The sequence below is a fragment of the Kitasatospora sp. NPDC090091 genome (genome assembly GCF_044747365.1).
Classification (GTDB): domain Bacteria; phylum Actinomycetota; class Actinomycetes; order Streptomycetales; family Streptomycetaceae; genus Kitasatospora.
This window is the reverse complement of the sequence record NZ_JBIVDY010000015.1, coordinates 15,984-35,906: the sequence shown is the minus strand read 5'-3', so window position 1 is coordinate 35,906 and position 19,923 is coordinate 15,984. Positions and strand designations below refer to the sequence as shown.

The following is a 19,923-nucleotide window of genomic DNA, read 5'->3' as shown; positions in this document are numbered from 1 at the left end:
CCCCGGACCCCTCCGCGGGCCGCCTGAGGCCGCTCGGCGGGTCCTGGCGGCAGGAAATCCTGTGAATTGTCGACAAAGCGTCAAAGTTGCCGCCGGGCAGGGCAGCGGGAACGGCGTGCCCCGCCCGGCGGCACTCCCCCGGGTCAGCTCTTCGAGCTCCCGACGAGGTTGCTCACCCAGTCGCTCGCGGTGTGGAACCAGCTCTGCACAGTGGCCCAGTACTCCGGCAGCGGCGTGAAGTTCCACAGCGCCACCGCCGCCACGGCCAGCACCAGCAGCACCATCAGGCAGCCCTTGAGGCAGCCGAGGCCCGGGATGTACATCCGGTTGCGGCTGCGCGGGCGCGGCTCGCGGGCCGGCCTGGGCTCACGGCGGGCCGGCTCCGGCGGCGCCTCCCGGCGCTGCGGGGCCTCGCGGTACTGCGGCGCGGGCGGCTCGGCCCGGCGCGGCACGGCGGGCGGAGCCGGCTGCGGCGGCGGGGCCTGGTAGCCGCCGGGCGGCTGCTGCGCCGGGCGGCCCTGCGGCTGCCCGTACCCGGGCGGCGGGGCCTGCTGGTAGCCGGGCGACGGCGGCTGGTTGTAGCCGCCGGGCGGCTGCGGGCGGCCGCCGGACGGCGCGTGGCCGCCCTGCCCGGCCTGGTAGGGCGGCGGGGCCACCGGCGGGCGCTGGGCGTACCCCGGCGGCGGGGCCTGCTGGTAGCCGCGCGGCGGCGGCTGCGGCGGCCGGTACCCGGGCGGGCCGGCCTGGCCGCCCTGTCCGGCCTGGTAGGGCGGCGGGGCGACCTGCGGGGCGTCGAAGTCCGCCGGGTCGAAGTAGCCGATCTCGGTCTGCTGGTTGCGGTCCCGGGCGGCCCGCAGCTGGGTCTGCCACGGGTGCGGCGCCTCGGCCTGCGGCGGTCCGGGCGGAGTCGGGGGGACCGCCGTCGGCGGCATCACCTGGGTGCGGTCGGCGGCGCCGTACGGGGCCGCCGGCGGCTGGGTGCCCATCACCCGGGTCGCGGCGGCCGGGTCGAACTGCCCGCCCGGCTGCCCGGCCGGCAGCACCTGGGTGCGGTCGTCGGCCCCGGGCGCGCCGAGGGGGCCGGCGCCCTCCGGAGCGTTGCCGGGGACGGCGGCCGGCTGCGGGTCCGGCAGCAGCAGCGTTCCGACCGCGAGGGCCGCGTCCACCGCCGCCGGGGAGGCGTGCACACCGACGCCGGCGGCCACCACGCGCAGCGCCCGGGCCAGCGAGACGGCGCTCGGGCGCTGGGCCGGATCCTTGCGCAGGCAGCGCTCGATCACCGCCCAGAGCGGGTCGGGCATGGTGGACGGGCGCTGCGGCTCCTGGGACAGGTGGGCCTGGAGGATCGCCAGCGGGCCGTCGCCCTGGAACGGCTGCCGGCCGGTGACCAGCTCGTACAGCATGATCCCGGCGCCGTAGACGTCCACCGCGGAGGTCTGCGGGCGGCCCTCGGCGGACTCCGGCGCGACGTACGCCGGGGTGCCGACGAACTCGTGGGTGCGGGTGATGCCCGGGGAGTCGGCGAGCCGGGCGATGCCGAAGTCGGTCAGCATCGGGTGCATCTGCTCGGTGCCCTCCACCACGGTGGAGGCGAGCAGCACGTTGGCCGGCTTGAGGTCGCGGTGGACGATGCCGTCGGCGTGGCTGGCCGCCAGCGCGTCGGCCACCTGGGCCATCAGCAGGGCGCCGGCGATCGGGCTGAACGGGCCGTTGCCGCGCAGGTAGCGGGCCAGGTCGGGCCCCTCGATCAGGTCCATCACCAGGGCCAGCAGCTCGCCCTCGACGACCAGGTCGCGGACCTTGACGATGTTGGGGTGGGTGAGCCGCAGCAGCAGGGAGCGCTCCCGCAGGAACCGCATCACCACGTCCGGGTCGGCCGCCAGTTCTTCGCGCAGCACCTTGATCGCCACCTGCTGCCCCGGCTCGCTGCCCGGCACCGCGACGTCGCCGCGCACCCGTCCGCGCCAGACGGTGCCGGTGGCCCCCCGTCCGAGGGTCTCCTCAAGCAGATACTTGCTGCCGACTGGCCGCACCTGTCGCACTCCTCGCCGTGCCGGCCGCGGTGCGCTCCTCCGCCGGTGCGGTGAGCCTGCCGGGCCCGTGTTCCGGCCACTCTAACGGTGTCCGTTCACGTTTTTGAGGTGACCGGCGAGGGGCGCGCACGGGTCTCGGGGACATCCCCTACGGGCTCCCCGGAGGCCGCCGGGCCGGGGCCCGAGGGCGGCGGTTGACCTGACTCCCCGTCGCCCGCAACATGGCGATGATCGCAAGATCGTCAAATCCGGTACCGTGCGCGGACTGTCGGTGACGGATGGCAGGATGACACTCGCCACTCTTGTGGCCCAGTGCCGTCACGGCCGCCGACCGGCGCGCCGACCGCCGGCAGGCAGGGCAGCAGGCGTCAGCACCAGGCGTCATCACCAGCAGAAGGGACCGCGGGCGAGATGCAGATCCGGCTGACCGTCCTCCGACCGCGCAGCGGCCCGGCAGCCGCCGGCTCCGCCATCCCCTACGTGGACGTGCTGGTCACCGCACCCGTGGGCACCGCGCTCGGCTCCGTCGCGGGCGCCCTCGCGGGCGCCGTGGGCGTGCGCGGCCCACGGGCCGCCACCCATGTGCACCTCTACGCCGGGGCGCACCGGGTGGACGAGCACACCCTCCTCGGCCACCCCCCGCTGCTCGACGGCGCCGTGCTCAGCCTCAACGAGCCCGACCCGACCGCCGACGACCCCGACGACGGCACCGCCGCCGCCGAGCTGCGCGTGGTCGGCGGCCCCGACGCCGGCGGCGTGCACCGGCTGCACGGCCGGGAGATCCGGGTCGGCCGCTCCGGCGAGGCCGACGTCCCGCTCGACGACCCGGACGTCTCGCGCCTCCACCTCGCCCTCCACCTCGGCGAGGACGGCCGGGTCACCGTCCGCGACCTCGGCTCCACCAACGGCACCACGCTGGACGGCCGGCTCGTCCCGCCCGGCCCTCCGGAGGAGGCCGTCCCGCTCGACGGCACCGCCCTGCTCCGGATCGGCGAGTCCACCCTCCAGGTCGCCGCCCCCGGGGACGGTTCCGGGGCGCCGGTCCGCGCCGCACTGCCCGACGGCCACGGCCACCTCCAGCTCGCCCCGCCCCCGCCGGCCCGGCCCGCCCCGCCCGCCGCCGAACCGCCGGCCATCCCCGAGCCCGCCGCCGGCCGCGGTCGCGGCCTGCTCTCGCTCCGGCTCGGCCGCTCCGCCGCCGAGCCGCCCGAGGAGAGCGCCGAGCGCCACCACGCCGCCGTCCGGCTCCGCCAGACCACCGCCCGGCGCGAGCGTTTCCCCGACCTCGCCACCGTGCTGCTCAACGCCCTCGGCCCCGGCCCGCGGCTCTGGGAGCGCGGCCCCGGCCACCCCGACGCGCTCACCCTGCGCCTCGGCACCGGCGACCGGCCCGGCGGCCCCGGCACCAGCCCCGGCACCCTGCTGTCCGCCGTCCCGGTCACCCTCGACCTGCAGACCGCCGGCAGCCTCGGCCTGAGCGGCCCGCGCGAGCGCCTCGACGCCCTCACCCGCGCCGTCGTCGCCCAGCTCGCCGCACTGCACCCGCCCACCGGCCTCAGCCTGGTCGTGGTCGACGCCGACCCGGCCCGCCCGGCCCAGAACCGCGCCGACACCTGGGCCTGGGCCCTCTGGCTGCCACACCTGCGCCCCACCGACGGCCAGGACTGCCGGCTGCTGATCGGCCTCGACGACGAGCAGGCCGCCGCCCGGCTCGGCGAGCTCACCGCCCGGCTCAGCGGCCCGGTCGGCCTCGGCGGCCACCCGGCCACCGTGGTCGTGGTCGACGGCCGCCCGGCCACCGAGGCCGCCCGGCAGGCGCTGGACCTGCTGCTGCGCCAGGGCCCGGCGGTCGGGATCTTCCCGATCTGCCTCGCCGAGCAGCCCGAGCTGCTGCCGCGCGGGCTCGGCGCCACCGCCCTGATCACCGGGGAGGTCGGCACCCACCTCTCGCTCGACCGGCCGGTCGCGCGCGGCCGCGAGACCCTGCACGAGATCGCGCTGGACGCCGTCTCGGACGCCTGGGCGGAGCGGCTGGCCCGGGTGCTGGCCCCGCTGCGCGAGGCCGTCCCGGCCGCCCGCGGCCCGCTGCCGGACGCGCTGCGCCTGCTCGACCTGCTCCAGCTCGACACCGTCACCCCGGCCAAGCTGTCCGCCCGCTGGGCGGCCCACGCCGGCGGCATCGGCGCCGCCACCGCCCTGCTCGGCACCACCCGTGACGAGCTCTGCACGCTCGACCTCGCCGACCCCGAGCTCACCCTCCCCTCCCCCGATCCGGGCGGCCCGCACCTGCTGGTCGGCGGCGCGCGCGGCTCCGGCAAGACCGAGCTGCTGCGCACGCTGATCGCCTCGCTGGCCGTCTCCGAGCGGCCCGAGCGGCTGGCCGTCACCGTCATCGAGGGCCGCGCGGTGGAGGACGGCCTCGACGGCTGTACCGAGCTGCCGCACGTCACCGGCCATGTGAACGCGGCCGCCGATCCGCGCGCCGCGCTGCTCGCGGCCGAGGCGCTGGAGGACGAACTCGCCCTGCGCGAGCGGCTCTTCGACGGCCTGGACTTCGCCTCCTGGCACGCCGCGCGCATCCTCGACGGCGAGCGGGGCCTCGCCGGCGGGGGCCTGGACGCGGAGCGGCCCGCCGTGCCGGTGCCGGCCGTGGTCGGGGCCGCGCGCCCGGTGGCCCAGGTACCGGCGCAGGCCTCGAAGAGCGGCCCGCCGCGCACCGCCGAGCCCCGCCGGCCCGCCGCCGCGCCGGTGCCGGCCCGGCTGGTCGTCGTGGTGGACGACTACGACGCGCTGCTCTCCCCCACCTCCCCGGCCGGGCGCCCGCTCGCCCGCGCCCTGGCGGCGGTCGCCCGCCGCGGCGGCCCGCTCGGCGTCCACCTCGCGGTCGCCACCGGCCGCCCGGAGGAGAGCGCCGGTACCGAGGTCGACGACGCCGCCCTGCTCCGGATCGCCCTGCGCACGGACGACCCCGCCGACTCCGACCTGCTGATCCACCTCGGCGACGCCGCCTCGCTCGCCGAGGACACCCCCGGCCGCGGCTACCTGCGGCTGCCGGACGGCGGCGTGACCGCCTTCCAGACCGCCCGGATCAGCGGCCGCATCCCTCGCACCGCGACGCTGCGGCCCACCGTCGTCGCCATAGACCCGCTCCAGCTCGGCGCCCCGCCGGCCCGCCGGCCGGTCCGCGAGCTGGGCAACGGGCCGACCGACCTCGCCCTGCTCGCCAGCGCCCTCCAGCGGGCGGCCAAGCACTGACCGGCCGGGGCGGCACCACCGACCCCCCGGCCCGCCGCCCGACGAAGGGCCGGGCGGGCCGAGGGGGCCCGGGCCTCAGGAGCAGTACGTGCCGCGCTTGACCAGGGCGAGGCCGGCGACCTTGGCGCCGTCCACGGTGAACTCGTACACCCAGCCCTCGCTGCTCTGCCTGCCCTCGGCCGGCATCTCGAACCGGCCGTCCCTCTCGGCCGCCTTCAGGCCCTTGGCGTCGTAGGCCTGCTTGAGCTCGTCCAGGGTCGAGCCTGCGCCGATCCCCTCCGCGGTGCGGGTCCCGGCCGGGGCGACCAGCTCGCGCAGGCCCTGCGTGCCGAACCCGGCCCGGCCGGTGGCGAGGAAGGCCTTGTCCCGGGTCTCCCGGGCGGTCTTCATCTCGTCGAGCACCTTCATCAGCTGCTCGTGCGCCTCCTGGTGGACCCTCAGCTTCTCGGGCATGCGCCCCATCTGGTCCACGTAGTCCTTCACCTGCTGCGTCGAGGCGTCGGGCGGCATGGTCGGCATCGGGCCCAACCCCTGCTTGGTCTCCTCCGACCGGGCGTCCGCCTGGACGTACTTGGCCCTGAGCGCGTCCTCGGCGGCCATCCGGACCTGGTCCGGGGCCGGGCCGCCCTTGTAGGCGTAGTCGGTGCAGCCGTTGAGCAGCGAGACCGGAGCGGTCTCCAGGGCGCCGGTGGCCAGCGCCTCGTCCTTGGTCATCCCGAGCTTCAGCCCCCGGTAGCCGCCGGTGCCGAAGGGCTCCGGGGCCGGGGTGGCGGTGGCCGACGCCGACGCCGCCGCGGTCGCGCCCGCCCCGTCCGGCCCGCAGGCCGCGGCCCCTCCGGCGACCAGCGCGACCGCCAGGACGGCGGCAGCCGAGCGCCGGGAACGTGCATCCAGCACAGTGATCATCCCCCTCGTTCGCAGGCCACCGTACCGAACGCGGGTGGGGGAACGCGGCGGGGCCCGCGTCCGAAGACGCGGGCCCCGCCGGTGGAGCCGACTGCCGTCAGCGCATCGACCCCGTACGGAGCAGGGTGCGGATCACGCGCATCGCGACCGACAGGCTGGACAGCTCGTAGTTGTCCGAACCCCTTATGTCGTCGAGGGTGCTCTTGGCGCGGTTCAGCAGGGTGGCGTTGAGCTCCGCCCAGGCCGTGTACCGCTCCTCGGGGGTGGCGCCCTCGGGGCCGCAGGCCAGGATGTCGGCGGTCAGGGCCGCGTGGGCCGCGAAGAGGTCCTCGCGGATGGCGGCGCGGGCCATCGACGACCAGCGGTCGACCCGGGGCAGCTCGATGATGCGGTCGAGCAGGTGGGTGATCTGGAGGCGGTCGGCGAGGTCGTAGTACAGCTCGGCGACCTCGGCGACGTCCTTGCCGGACCGGTCCGCGACCTCGGTGATGTCCAGGGTCGGGAAGGTCGAGGACAGGCCCGCGATCCGGGTGGCCAGGTCCTCCGGCACGCCGGCCGCGGCCAGCTCGTGGTAGACCGACTCGAACCACGCCAGGTCCTCGCCGCGCAGCGGCTTGGGCAGCGAGCCCCAGACCTGGTTCACCCGGTCGTGGAAGAACTCGATGGTGCCGGCGATGTCGAGCGGCTGGCGGCGGTTGTTGAGCATCCACCGGGTGGCGCGCTCGACGAGCCGGCGCGAGTGCAGGCGCATCTTGGTCTGGGCACGGGCCGGGACCTTGTTGTCCAGGGCCTCGATCTCGGACCAGATCTCCTCCAGGCCGAAGACGGCCCGCGCGGCGGTGTGCGTCCGGGCGATCTCCTCGTACGTGGCGCCGGTCTCCTCCTTCAGCCGGAAGGCGAAGGTGCAGCCACCGCGGTTGATCGTGTCGTTGACGATCAGCGTGGTGATGATCTCGCGGCGCAGCGCGTGGTGGTCGATCGCGTCGGCGAACTTCGCCCGCAGCGCGCTCGGGAAGTACTCGTGCAGCGCGGTGCGGAAGTACGGGTCGTCGGGCAGCTCGGTGGCGAGCAGCTCGTCGGCCAGGGTGATCTTGGTGTACGCGAGCAGCACGGACAGCTCGGGCTGGGAGAGCCCGCGGCCGTTCTGCTGGCGCTCGCGGATCTGCCGCTCGGCGGGCAGGAACTCCAGGGCCCGGTCGAGCTGGCCGCCCGCCTCCAGGCGGTTGATCATCCGGGAGTGGACGTTGACCATGCTGTGCGCCTGGGCGACGGCGTTGGCCAGCACCACGTTCTGCGCGTAGTTGTTGCGCAGCACGAGGCGGCCGACCTCGTCGGTCATCTCCGCCAGCAGGGCGTTGCGCTGCTTGACCGTCATGTCGCCGTCGGCGACCACCTGGTTGAGCAGGATCTTGATGTTGACCTCGTGGTCCGAGGTGTCCACGCCGGCCGAGTTGTCGATGGCGTCGGTGTCGACCCAGCCGCCGGTGCCCTGCGGGCCGCCGGAGGCCGCGTACTCGATGCGGCCGAGCTGGGTGCAGCCGAGGTTGCCGCCCTCGCCGATGACCCGGGCCCGGACCTGCTCGCCGTTGACGCGGATGGCGTCGTTGGCCTTGTCGCCGACCTCGGCGTTGGTCTCGGCCGCGGCCTTGATGTAGGTGCCGATGCCGCCGTTCCAGAACAGGTCGACGGGCGACTGCAGGATCGCCTTCATCAGCTCGGCCGGGGTGAGGCGGGCGTCCTCGATGCCCAGCGCGGCCCGGACCTGCGGGCTGAGCTGGATCGACTTGGCGCTGCGCGGGAAGACGCCGCCGCCCGCGGAGATCAGCGACTTGTCGTAGTCGTCCCAGGAGCTGCGCGGCAGGTCGAAGAGCCGGCGGCGCTCGGCGTAGGAGACGGCCGCGTCCGGGTTCGGGTCGAGGAAGATGTGCCGGTGGTCGAAGGCGGCGACCAGGCGGATGTGCTCGCTGAGCAGCATGCCGTTGCCGAAGACGTCACCGGACATGTCGCCGATGCCGACCACCGTGAAGTCCTCGGCCTGGGTGTCGACGCCCAGCTCGCGGAAGTTGCGCTTGACCGACTCCCAGGCGCCGCGGGCGGTGATGCCCATGCCCTTGTGGTCGTAGCCGGCCGAACCGCCGGAGGCGAACGCGTCGCCCAGCCAGAAGCCGTACGACTCGGCGACACCGTTGGCGATGTCGGAGAAGGTCGCGGTGCCCTTGTCGGCGGCGACGACCAGGTAGGTGTCGTCCTCGTCGTGGCGGACCACGTCGGCCGGGTGGACGACCTCGCCGCCGACGAGGTTGTCGGTGATGTCGAGCAGCGCCGAGATGAAGGTCTTGTAGGACGCGATGCCCTCGGCCAGCCAGGCGTCGCGGTCCACCGACGGGTCCGGCAGCTGCTTGGCGACGAAGCCGCCCTTGGCGCCGACCGGCACGATGACGGTGTTCTTCACCATCTGCGCCTTGACCAGGCCGAGGATCTCGGTGCGGAAGTCCTCACGCCGGTCGGACCAGCGCAGACCGCCGCGGGCGACCTTGCCGAAGCGCAGGTGCACGCCCTCGACCTGCGGCGAGTAGACCCAGATCTCGAACGCCGGGCGCGGGGCCGGCAGGTCCGGGATGGCCTTCGGGTCGAACTTCATCGACACGTAGGAGTGCCACTCGCCCGAGTCGCCCGTGTGCTGGAAGAAGTTGGTGCGCAGGGTGGCCGTGATGAGGTGCAGGAAGGAGCGCAGGATGCGGTCCTCGTCCAGCGAGACGACCTCGTCCAGCGCGCCGGCCAGCTCCTCCAGGATGCCCTCGGTCAGCTCGAGCGCACCCGAGCGGTGGCTCGGGCTCAGCCGGGCCTCGAAGAGGTTGACCAGCAGGCGGGTGGTGTGGGTGTTGTTGCGGAGCGCGTCCTCCATGTAGTCCTGGGAGAACGTGGAGCCCGCCTGGCGCAGGTACTTGGCGTACGCACGCAGCATCATCGCCTGGCGCCAGGTCAGCCCGGCGGTCAGGACCAGCTCGTTGAAGCCGTCGTTCTCGGCCTTGCCGGTCCAGGTGGCGGCGAAGGTCTCCTGGAAGCGCTCGCGCGCCTCGTCGGTGAGCTCGGTGGCCTCGCGCAGCGTCAGGCCGAAGTCGTAGACCCAGGCGGTGGTGCCGTCCGCGCGGGTCAGCGCGTACGGGTGCTCGTCGAGCACCTCGACGCCCAGGCGCTGCAGGACCGGCAGGACCTCGGTGAGCGAGATCGGGCCGCCGACCCGGTAGATCTTGAAGCGGCGCTCGTCGTCGCCCGCGCCGACCGGCTGGTACAGGTTGAGCCGGAAGTCGCCCTCGCCGTGCAGGGACTCGATCTGCTTGAGGTCGGCCACGGCGGTGCGCGCGGTGAAGTCGGCGCGGTAGCCGTCGGGGAAGGCGTTGGCGTACTTGCGGGACAGCTCGGCGGCCTTCTCCTCGCCCAGCTCCAGGTGCAGCTGGTCGTTGAAGCCGTCCATCCAGAAGCGGGCGGCCTCGGCCAGCTTGGCCTCGATCCGCTCGACCTCGGCGTCGGTCAGGTGCGGCAGCTCGCTGCCGGGGGTGACCCGGACGACGAAGTGCAGACGGGTCAGCACCGACTCCGTCGACCAGACCGTGTAGTCGATCGAGGCGCCGTTGAGCTCCTGCATCAGGATGTCCATGAGGCGCAGCCGGATGCGGGTGGTGTAGCGGTCGCGCGGCAGGTAGACCAGCGCGGAGAAGTAGCGGCCGTACTCGTCCTGGCGCAGGAACAGCCGCAGCCGGCGGCGCTCCTGCAGGTAGAGGACGCTGGTGGCGATCTGGAGCAGCTCGTCGGCCGCGGTCTGGAAGATCTCGTCCCGGGGGAAGGTCTCCAGGATCTGCAGCAGGTCGCGGCCGTCGTGGCTCTCGGTGGAGAAGCCGGACTGGGCGATGACGTCCTGGACCTTGCGGCGCACGACCGGGATGCGGTTGACCGACTCGGTGTAGGCGGCGGCCGAGAACAGGCCGAGGAAGCGGCGCTCACCGACGACCTCGCCGTTGGCGTCGAACTTCTTCACGCCGACGTAGTCGAGGTAGGCCGGGCGGTGCACGGTGGCGCGGCTGTTGGCCTTGGTGAGGACGAGCAGCTTCTTCTCGTGGGCCTTGGCGCGCACCGGGGCGGAGAGCCGGCCGAAGGCCTCGCTGACCGGGTGGTGGTCGTCGTCGTGGCTGAGCGGGTCGGAGCGCAGGATGCCGAGGCCGGTGCCGGCGACGGCCTTCAGGACCTCCTCGCCCTCGTGCTCGACCAGGTCGTACTCGCGGTAGCCGAGGAAGGTGAAGTGGTCGTCGGCGAGCCAGCGCATCAGCTCCCAGGCCTCGCCGACCTCCTGCTCGGGCAGGCCGGCCGGGGGCTGCTCGGCCAGCTCGTCGGCCATGCGCAGCGCGGAGTCGCGCATCTTGCCCCAGTCCTCGACGACCTCGCGGACGTCGCCGAGCACGCGGCGCAGGTTGGCCTCGATCGAGCGGAGGTCCTCGCGGTCCGTCTCGCGGTCGATCTCGATGTGCATCCACGACTCGACGATGGCGTCGGCGGGCCACTCGGCGCCGGCGGCCTTGCTGCGGGCGCAGGCGTCGATGTCCAGGATCTCCAGCAGCTTGCCGGTGATGTCACGGCGGACGACCAGCTGGGGGTGGATCACGATGTGGATCGCGCGGTCCTGGCGGGACAGCTCGTTGGTGACCGAGTCGACCAGGAACGGCATGTCGTCGGTGACGACCTCGACCACGGTGTGGCCGCAGGACCAGCCGTTCTCCTCCACCGAGGGGGTGTGCACCCGCACCTCGGCGGTGCCCTGCGGGCGCTTGAGCCCGAGACGGTAGTGCGAGGCGGCCGCGCCGTAGACGTCGACGTGGTCGCGGTTGACCAGGTCCTCGGGCGCGGTGTGGAGGTAGTAGTGGTGCAGGTACGCGGTCAGAGCGCCGTTGCTCAGGCCCTCCCCCGGCGCCGCTCCCCCCACCTGGCTGTTCTCAGCGGCTGCTGCTGCCTTCGTGAGCAGTTCGGCCTTGGCTGCGTCCAGCTTGGTCTGCATGACTTCTTGGCTCCTGTCGCGCGCCGTTGCGTGACTCGGTGGTGTGTGGATGTGCACCGCCGGGTCTTCCGCAATCCTGCCGCACCTACCGGCTGAAAGACCTCCATGGCACGCATGAAAAGGCTCTTCAGCGGGTAGGACGAGACGTTCGGCCTGCAGCCACCCGACGACGCCAGCCAGCCTAACGGGAGGAATCCAAGGTGTCAGGGGACAGGGAGGCGCAATCCTGTAGGAAGATCCGTCCGTCCTGGACACCATGTCCAAACCGGCCGGTCATGTTCGCCGTCGGCGTCGCCACCAGCAGTAACGCTGAAGCCGTCGCCACCAGCGGCAACGCCCCCCGCCCCCGGCGGGCCGGTCAGCCCATGTGCGGGTAGCCGTACGAGGTCGGCGGGACGAAGGTCTCCTTGATCGAGCGGGCGGAGGTCCAGCGGAGCAGGTTCTGCGCCGCGCCCGCCTTGTCGTTGGTGCCCGAGGCCCGGCCGCCGCCGAACGGCTGCTGGCCGACGACCGCGCCGGTCGGCTTGTCGTTGATGTAGAAGTTGCCCGCGGTGAACCGCAGCGCCTCCACCGCCTGGGCGATCGCGTACCGGTCCTGGGCGATCACCGCTCCGGTCAGGCCGTAGGGCGCCCCGCCGTCGACCCGGCCGAGCACGTCCTCCCAGCGGGAGTCCTCGTAGACGTGCACGGCGAGGATGGGGCCGAAGTACTCGGTCCGGAACATCTCGTTGCGGTGGTCGGAGGAGACCAGCACGGTCGGGCGGACGAACCAGCCGATCGCGTCGTCGTACTGGCCGCCGGCGGCCAGCTCCACCGTGGGGTCGCTCTTCGCCCGGTCGATCGCGTTCCGGTTCTTCTCGAAGGCCCGCCGGTCGATCAGCGCGCCCATGAAGTTCGAGAAGTCGGTGACGTCCCCGACGGCCAGCGCGTCCACCTCGGCCAGGAAGTCGTCCTTGATCCGCTGCCAGACGCTGCGCGGCAGGTAGGCGCGGGAGAGCGCCGAACACTTCTGGCCCTGGTACTCGAAGGCGCCGCGGACCAGCGCGGTCCGCAGGATGTCCGGGTCGGCCGAACGGTGGGCCAGCAGGAAGTCCTTGCCACCGGTCTCGCCGACGATCCGCGGGTACGTCCGGTAGCCGGCGATGTTGGCGCCGACGGTCTGCCAGAGCGACTGGAAGGTGGCGGTGGAGCCGGTGAAGTGCAGCCCGGCCAGGGCCGGGTCGGCGAGTGCCACCGCGGAGAGCTGCAGCCCGTCGCCGGTCACCAGGTTGATCACGCCGGGCGGCAGGCCGGCCGCCTCCAGCAGCCGCATCAGGTGGTGCGCGGCCAGCGTCTGGGTCGGCGCGGGCTTCCAGACCACGGTGTTGCCCATCAGCGCGGGCGCCGTCGGCAGGTTGCCGGCGATGGCGGTGAAGTTGAACGGGGTGATCGCGTAGACGAACCCCTCCAGCGGGCGGTGGTCGGTCCGGTTCCACACCCCCGGCGAGGAGATCGGCTGGTCGGCCAGGATCCGCCGGGCGAAGTCGACGTTGAACCGCCAGAAGTCGATCAGCTCGCAGGCGGAGTCGATCTCGGCCTGCTGCACCGTCTTGGACTGGCCGAGCATGGTGGCCGCGTTGAGCGTCTCCCGCCAGGGCCCGGCGAGCAGGTCGGCGGCGCGCAGGAAGACCGCGGCCCGGTCGTCGAAGGAGAGCGAGCGCCACTCCCGCCCGGCCGCCAGCGCCGCGTCCACCGCCGCCCGGGCGTCCTCCCGGGTGGCGTTGCCGAGGACGCCGAGCTTGGCCGCGTGGTGGTGCGGCTGGACGACGTCGATCCGCTCGCCGCCGCCGAAGCGCTGCTCGCCGCCGATGGTCATCGGCAGCGGGATCTGCTCGGCCGCCAGCTCGTCCAGCCGGCGCACCAGCCGGGCCCGCTCCGGGCTGCCGGGCGCGTAGCCCTGCACCGGCTCGTTGCCCGGGGTCGGGACCTGGGTGACTGCGTCGATGGGCATGGCGGCTCTCGCTCTCCTCGCCGGGGTGGGCTGGCGTCAATCCAGCCTGACGAGGGAAGGGCCGGTTCGCCCGCTCAGACACGCCACCGGTGGACGTGGTCCGCGCCACGTCGAGCGGCCCGCGCCGACCGCGGCGCGGGCCCGGCAGAGCCGTTGGTTCAGCCGGCGATCCGTCCGGCCAGCTCGACCGCCTCGGCCAGGCTGTCCACCACCGGCACGCCCACCGGCTCGAGCTTCTCCCGGGTGTGCGAGCCGCCGGTGTACAGCACCGCGTGCGCGCCCGCGTGCAGCGCCGCCAGCGCGTCGTCCGCGGCGTCGCCGATCAGCACCGTCCGGGCCGGGTCCACGTGCTCGCCGAGCGCGGCCAGGTGCCGGGTGAGGTGCTCCGCCTTCTGCCCGCCGGACGGGCCGCTGCGGCCGTCGACCCGCAGGAAGTGGCCGGTCAGCCCGAAGCCGTCGACGATCGGCACCAGCCTCTCGTGCTCGTACATCGACAGCAGCGACTGGCTGTGGCCGGCCGCCCGCCAGCCGGCCAGCAGCTCCAGCACGCCGTCGGTCAGGCCGCAGGCCGCGCTGAGCTCCCGGTAGCGGTCGTGGAAGGCGTCGTCCAGCAGCAGCCACTCGGCCTCGGACGGCATCCGGCCGAGCAGCCGCCGGTAGAAGCGGGGGATCGGGATCTCGTACTGCTCCCGGTACTCCTGCATGGTCATCGGCCCGATGCCGACGGTCGCGAATGCGGCGTTGCTCGCGCCGAGCACCGCCTCCATGTCGTGGAAGAGAGTCCCGTTCCAGTCCCAGACGATATGAGCGCGCACGGAGGGAACGGTAACCCCGGCCGTCACCCGGCCGGTAGGACGGGGCTCACCCCGCCCCGGCCCGGGCCCGGGCCGGGGCAGCGGGCTCAGGCCAGCAGCGCGGGGATCTCCTGGGTGGCGAACCAGAGCAGCTCGTGGTCCTCGGCACCGTCCACGGTGAACTGGGCGTCCTGGTCGCCCGCGTCCGCCCGGGCGACCGCCTCGACCGCCGCCGCGACGTCCGCGACCACGTCCGTGTCGGAGACGTCCGCGTGCACGGCCGCCGCCTTGGCCAGCGGCACCGGGCCGGCCAGCACCACGCGGCCGAGCGAGGCCTGGTCCTGGTACTCGTCGCCGGGGAACGGCTTCACGGCGGAGTCCGCGACGTCCAGGGCCACCACGACCCGGCGGCGCGGCGCCTGCGGGTCGGTGGCCAGCAGCCGCAGCGAGGACTGGGCGGCCCGGTTGAGCGCCGCGTACTCCAGCTCCTCGATGTCGTCGCTGACGTACCACTCGCGCAGCGCGGGGGTCACGGCGTACGCCGCGGTCTGGTCCAGGGCGCCGCCCGGGTGCGCCGCCGCCAGGCCGGTCAGGGTGGTGGGCACGTACACGCGCATCGGTGGCACTCTCCGGTTCGTCCAGCGGCACAGCTTCCAGCGCCCCAAGAATAAGCTGCGCGAGGGCGCTCGTGATCACCGTTCGGCGCATGCCCGCGCCGTGTGCGCCGGGCGCGCGGCCGTTCGCGGTACGCCGCCGGGCGGAGCGCCCCGGTTCGGGCAGGGCCGTCCCCGGCCGGTCAGCGGACACCGTCCAGGGCGGCCCGGCTGGTGTGCAGGGAGCTCTCCAGCACCGCGGCGCGCCGGGCCGGGTCCATCAGGTTCGGGCCCATCACCGCGAGGTCGGCGGGCGTCGGCGCGAGCAGGTGCACCCGGACGCCGCTCGCCCGCAGCAGCCCGGCCTCGCGCATCAGCCGGCGGGTCACCGCCCGGCGGTAGCCGCCGACCAGCTGGGTGAGCACCCCGCGCGGCCGGTCCCGGTCGGCGTGCCACTCCCGCAGTGCCGCCAGGGTGCCCCGCCCGGTCTCGTCACGCTCGCGGGGCTGCAACCGCAGGGCCATCGGCGCGAGCACGAAGACCTCGTCCAGACCGCGGCCGATCATCAGGTCGGCGTTGGTGGCCGACCAGCAGCCGCCGTCGACGTACGCGGAGCCGTCCACCCGAACCGGGGTGAACCAGCCCGGGATCGCGCAGGAGGCCATCACCGCGTCGGCGATCGCCGCGGGCGGCGCACCACGGTCGCCGAAGACCACGCGGTGGCCGGTCCGGTAGTCCACCGCCGCCACCCGCAGCGGCGAGGCGTCCGACCAGCCGCCCGGGCCGTGCAGGCCGCGCACCAGCTCGCCGACCATGGCCAGCGAGCCCCGGCCGTGCGGCGCCATCGCGGAGACCGTGGTCAGCAGCGGGTGGGCGCGCGGGTGCCGGACGGCGTCCCGCAACAGGCCGGGCGAGCCGATCCCGACGCGCGGGCGCGGCGGCAGGGCGCCGCCGACCGCGGTGTCGTAGTCGAAGTCCAGCCCGGCCAGCGGGCCGGCGGTCACGGGCAGGCCGCGCTGGTGGTCGCGGAGCTGGTCGGCGCCGACCCCGCCGGTCAGCAGCGCGGCCAGGATCGCGCCCGCCGACGTGCCGAGCAGCACCTCGGCGTCGCCCGGGCGGCGGCCGGTCGCCTCCTCCACGGCGCACAGCGCACCGACCGTCCAGGCCGCGCCGAGCATCCCGCCGCCGCCCAGGACCAGGCCGCACCTGGGGGTGGCGTCGGCGGTGGCCGTAGGCGCCGCCCCGGTCTCCGCCGGCCGTGCGTGCGCTGCCTGCGCCGGCCACTGCGCCGCCGCTCCGGCCCCCGCGGGCGGGGGCTGCGATGCCCATGTCGTCATGCCGGCCGCCTGTCGTCGTCGGGGCGGTTCTCGCCGTGCCGGGCGGTGCGGTCCGTCCGCCGGTGGTTTCCGGTCCGGCTCCGATCGTGCGCGCCGGGCGGTCGGCGGCGCAACGCCGCCGGGGGCGGCCGCGCCGGGGAGGTGCGGAGCCGGACCGTCCTCTTTCGGGCCCTCCCGCCCGGCCCCGCACGTCAACCGGGTGCCGTGCGGGCGCTGCGGGGGCCCGCCACCGCCCTGGCCCGTTCATCCGGATAGGTGAACCTTCCGGCCGCCCGGGAGCGCCCCACAACCCGGTTGCCGGCCCGCGCGGGGCCCGGCTAGCAAGGGTCCGTCCGTAGTCGCACGACCGTCCCCGAGGAGCACCCGTGACCGCCTTGCACCCGTCGGCCACCCCGCACAGCGACAGCCGCCCGGACCGGCCCCACCCGCTGCGCCACCCGCACCCCGGCGTCCAGCCCTGCCGGCAGCCGGCCGGCGGGCGGCAGCCGCGCCACCCGCGGGCCGCCTGTGCCGGCGCCACCGCCCCCGGAACCGCTGCCACCGACCCGGGGCTGCGGGCCGGGCTGACGACCCGCTTCGCCCACCAGCTGGTCGAGGTGCTCGTCGGCGCCCGGCCGTCCGGCCAGCTGATGCGCCACACCTCGCTGGACGGCTACGGCCAGCTCGCCTCGCTGGTCCGTGCGGGTGCGCTGCGGCGCGGCGGCGCCGCCCGGCCGCGGCTCGGGCCGGTGCACGACCGGTCGCCCTCCCCGGACGCGGTGGAGGCCTGCGTCCGGGTCGACCTCGGCAGCCGGCACCACATGGTGGCGTTCCGGCTGGAGCTGCGCGGGCCCGCCGGGCAGTGGCAGTGCACCGCGGTGGAGGCCCGGTGAGCGCCGCGGCGGCGCCGGCCGCCCCGCGGCGGGCCGGGCGCGGGCGCCCCGCCGTCGCGCGGCCTGCGCCCGCCCGGCCCGGTCCGGCCCGGCCGTCGCTCACCAGGCCCGCGAGGTCCGCGCGACCTGCCCGGCCCGCCCGGCCCGCCCGGCCCGCCCGGCCCGCCCGCAGAACGGCGCAGGGCGCCACCCCCGTACGGGAGCGGCGCCCTGCGTGGCGGCGGACCGGTCGGCCCGGCCGCGGATCAGCCCTTGCGGCGGCGGCCCTTGGCCGACTTGGCGGCCTTGCGGCGCTCGGCGCGGGTCATCCCGTCGCCCTCGTCCTCCGGCGCGTAGTCGTCGAACTCGCCCTCGACCACACCGCCGCCGACCTCCTCCGAGGGGGCCGTGTAGTGCAGCCGCTGCGGCTTCGGGGCCTCCAGGCCCTTGGCCTTGATCTCCGGGCGGGCGGCGTCCTTCTCCAGCTTGTCGAGCATCACCTCGGTGTCCTCGACCGGGACCTCCTCGACCTGCTGCTCGACCTGGACCTCCAGGTTGAACAGGTAGCCGACGGACTCCTCCTTGATGCCCTCCATCATCGCGGTGAACATGTCGAAGCCCTCGCGCTGGTACTCGACCAGCGGGTCGCGCTGCGCCATGGCCCGCAGACCGATGCCCTCCTGGAGGTAGTCCATCTCGTAGAGGTGCTCGCGCCAGCGGCGGTCCAGCACCGAGAGGACGACGCGGCGCTCCAGCTCGCGCATGATCTCCGCACCGAGCTGGTCCTCGCGGGCGCCGTACTGCGCCTGGATGTCCTCCTGGACGGCCTTGGTGAGGAACTCCGGGGTCAGCCCGGCGGTGCCGCCGGCCTCCTCCTCCAGCTCCTCCAGCTCCAGCGTGAGCGGGTAGAGCTGCTTGAGGGCGGACCAGAGCTTCTCCAGGTCCCAGTCGTCCTCGAAGCCCTCGCCGGTGGCCGCCTTGACGTAGGCCTCGACGGTGTCGTCCATGAAGTGGCCGACCTGCTCCTGCAGGTCCTCGCCCTCCAGCACGCGACGGCGCTCGCCGTAGATGACCTCGCGCTGGCGGTTCAGCACCTCGTCGTACTTGAGGACGTTCTTGCGGATCTCGAAGTTCTGCTGCTCGACCTGCGTCTGCGCCGAGGCGATGGCGCGGGTGACCATCTTGGACTCGATCGGGACGTCCTCGGGCACGTTGGCCATGGAGAGGACGCGCTCGACCATGCCGGCCTTGAACAGGCGCATCAGGTCGTCGCCGAGCGACAGGTAGAAGCGGGACTCGCCCGGGTCGCCCTGACGGCCGGAGCGGCCGCGCAGCTGGTTGTCGATCCGGCGGGACTCGTGGCGCTCAGTGCCGAGGACGTAGAGGCCGCCGGCCTCCTTGACCTCGTCCTGCTCCGCCTTCACGGAGGCCTTGGCCTTCTCCAGCGCAGCCGGGAACGCGGCCTCGTACTCCTCCGGGCTGTCCACCGCGGAGAGCCCGCGCTGGGCCAGCTCGGCGGAAGCCAGGTGGTCGGCGTTGCCGCCGAGCATGATGTCGGTACCACGGCCGGCCATGTTGGTGGCGACGGTGACGGCGCCCTTGCGGCCGGCCTGCGCGACGATCTGCGCCTCGCGCTCGTGGTGCTTGGCGTTCAGCACCTCGTGCGGGATGCCGCGCTTGCGCAGCTCCTGCGACAGGTACTCGGACTTCTCGACCGACACGGTGCCGACCAGCACCGGCTGGCCCTTCTCGTGCTTCTCGGCGATGTCCTCGACCACGGCGGCGAACTTGGCCGGCTCCGACTTGTAGATCAGGTCGGGCTGGTCGATGCGCAGCGGCGTCTTGTTGGTCGGGATCGGCACCACGCCGAGCTTGTAGATCTGGTGGAACTCGGCCGCCTCGGTGGTGCCGGTACCGGTCATACCGGCCAGCTTGTCGTAGAGGCGGAAGAAGTTCTGCAGGGTGATGGTGGCCAGCGTCTGGTTCTCGTTCTGGACCTCCACCCCCTCCTTGGCCTCGATCGCCTGGTGCATGCCCTCGTTGTAGCGGCGCCCGGCCAGGATGCGGCCGGTGTGCTCGTCGACGATCATGACCTCGCCGTTCATCACGACGTAGTCCTTGTCCCGCTTGTACAGCTCCTTGGCCTTGATGGCGTTGTTCAGGAAGCCGACCAGCGGGGTGTTCACCGACTCGTAGAGGTTGTCGATGCCGAGGTAGTCCTCGACCCGGCCGACCCCCTCCTCCAGCACGCCGACGGTGCGCTTCTTCTCGTCGACCTCGTAGTCGCGGTCGATCTTCAGGCGCTGCACCAGCTTGGCGAAGTCGGCGTACCACTTGGTCGCCTGGTCGGCCGGGCCGGAGATGATCAGCGGGGTACGGGCCTCGTCAATGAGGATCGAGTCGACCTCGTCGACCACCGCGAAGTTGTGGCCGCGCTGGACGAGTTCGTCCTTCGACCAGGCCATGTTGTCGCGCAGGTAGTCGAAGCCGAACTCGTTGTTGGTGCCGTACGTGATGTCCATCCCGTACTGGCGCTTGCGCTCGGCGGGCGTCATGTTGCCGAGGATCACGCCGACTTCGAGGCCGAGGAAGCGGTGCACCCGGCCCATCCACTCCGAGTCGCGCTCGGCGAGGTAGTCGTTGACGGTGATCAGGTGCACACCCTTGCCGGTGAGCGCGTTGAGGTACGCGGGCAGGGTGCCGACCAGGGTCTTGCCCTCACCGGTGCGCATCTCGGCGACGTAGCCGAGGTGCAGGGCCGCGCCGCCCATGAGCTGGACGTCGTAGTGGCGCTGGCCGAGCACGCGCTTGGCGGCCTCGCGCACGGTGGCGAACGCCTCGGGGAGGATGTCGTCCAGGGTCTCGCCGTCGGCGAGCCGCTGCTTGTACTCGTCGGTCAGCGCGCGCAGCTCGGCGTCGGTGAGGTTGACGAAGTCCTCTTCGATGGAGTTGACCTGGGCAGCAATCCGCTGCAGCTTGCGAAGGATCTTGCCTTCGCCGGCGCGCAGGATCTTGTCGAAGACGGACACTTGAGCGGGCTCCTTGCCTGTATTGGCACTGGACGACTGCACGGCGGGTCCACCCCACCGCACGGGCCATCGTATGCGAGGAGTCCAA

10 protein-coding genes are annotated in these 19,923 nt (G+C 74.0%); 2 read left to right on the top strand and 8 right to left on the bottom strand.

Annotated features, from left to right (window positions below; genetic code table 11):
• Window positions 1–143 precede the first annotated feature (143 nt).
• On the bottom strand, window positions 144–2,033 hold the full coding sequence (locus tag ACIPSC_RS25205; RefSeq protein ID WP_400828334.1) for a protein kinase: 1,890 nt from the start codon (window positions 2,031–2,033) through the stop codon (window positions 144–146).
• 411 nt (window positions 2,034–2,444) lie between these two features.
• Between ACIPSC_RS25205 and ACIPSC_RS25200 the strand changes: the two genes are divergently transcribed.
• On the top strand, window positions 2,445–5,288 hold the full coding sequence (locus ACIPSC_RS25200; RefSeq protein WP_400828333.1) for an FtsK/SpoIIIE domain-containing protein: 2,844 nt from the start codon (window positions 2,445–2,447) through the stop codon (window positions 5,286–5,288).
• A gap of 75 nt (window positions 5,289–5,363) precedes the next feature.
• Here ACIPSC_RS25200 and ACIPSC_RS25195 read toward each other — a convergent pair whose 3' ends face one another.
• From ACIPSC_RS25195 to ACIPSC_RS25170, 6 genes are all read right to left on the bottom strand, one after another.
• A complete protein-coding gene (locus ACIPSC_RS25195) occupies window positions 5,364–6,185 on the bottom strand; it encodes a hypothetical protein (RefSeq protein WP_400828332.1) in 822 nt (273 codons plus the stop codon).
• A gap of 106 nt (window positions 6,186–6,291) precedes the next feature.
• Window positions 6,292–11,241, bottom strand: coding sequence for an NAD-glutamate dehydrogenase (locus tag ACIPSC_RS25190; protein ID WP_400828331.1), 4,950 nt, complete (start codon window positions 11,239–11,241; stop codon window positions 6,292–6,294).
• A 358-nt stretch (window positions 11,242–11,599) separates the two neighbouring features.
• Window positions 11,600–13,225 carry an L-glutamate gamma-semialdehyde dehydrogenase gene (gene pruA / locus ACIPSC_RS25185; protein WP_400828480.1) on the bottom strand — a complete coding sequence of 542 codons (1,626 nt, stop codon included), beginning with the start codon at window positions 13,223–13,225 and terminating at the stop codon, window positions 11,600–11,602.
• Window positions 13,226–13,389: 164 nt separating this feature from the next.
• Window positions 13,390–14,046: an HAD family hydrolase gene (locus tag ACIPSC_RS25180; protein WP_400828330.1), complete on the bottom strand. Its 657-nt coding sequence runs from the start codon at window positions 14,044–14,046 to the stop codon at window positions 13,390–13,392.
• An 86-nt stretch (window positions 14,047–14,132) separates the two neighbouring features.
• The gene (locus ACIPSC_RS25175; RefSeq protein ID WP_400828329.1) at window positions 14,133–14,642 is read right to left on the bottom strand and encodes a DUF6912 family protein; all 510 of its coding nucleotides are present in this window, start codon (window positions 14,640–14,642) and stop codon (window positions 14,133–14,135) included.
• 179 nt (window positions 14,643–14,821) lie between these two features.
• Window positions 14,822–15,955, bottom strand: a complete 1,134-nt coding sequence (locus tag ACIPSC_RS25170; RefSeq protein ID WP_400828328.1) for a patatin-like phospholipase family protein — start codon at window positions 15,953–15,955, stop codon at window positions 14,822–14,824.
• 365 nt (window positions 15,956–16,320) lie between these two features.
• Here ACIPSC_RS25170 and ACIPSC_RS25165 point away from each other — a divergent pair, with 365 nt between their 5' ends.
• Window positions 16,321–16,827: an Rv3235 family protein gene (locus ACIPSC_RS25165; protein WP_400828327.1), complete on the top strand. Its 507-nt coding sequence runs from the start codon at window positions 16,321–16,323 to the stop codon at window positions 16,825–16,827.
• Window positions 16,828–17,072: 245 nt separating this feature from the next.
• On the opposite strand, the gene secA is transcribed toward ACIPSC_RS25165, so the two are convergent.
• Window positions 17,073–19,835, bottom strand: coding sequence for a preprotein translocase subunit SecA (gene secA / locus ACIPSC_RS25160; protein WP_400828326.1), 2,763 nt, complete (start codon window positions 19,833–19,835; stop codon window positions 17,073–17,075).
• Window positions 19,836–19,923 lie beyond the last annotated feature (88 nt).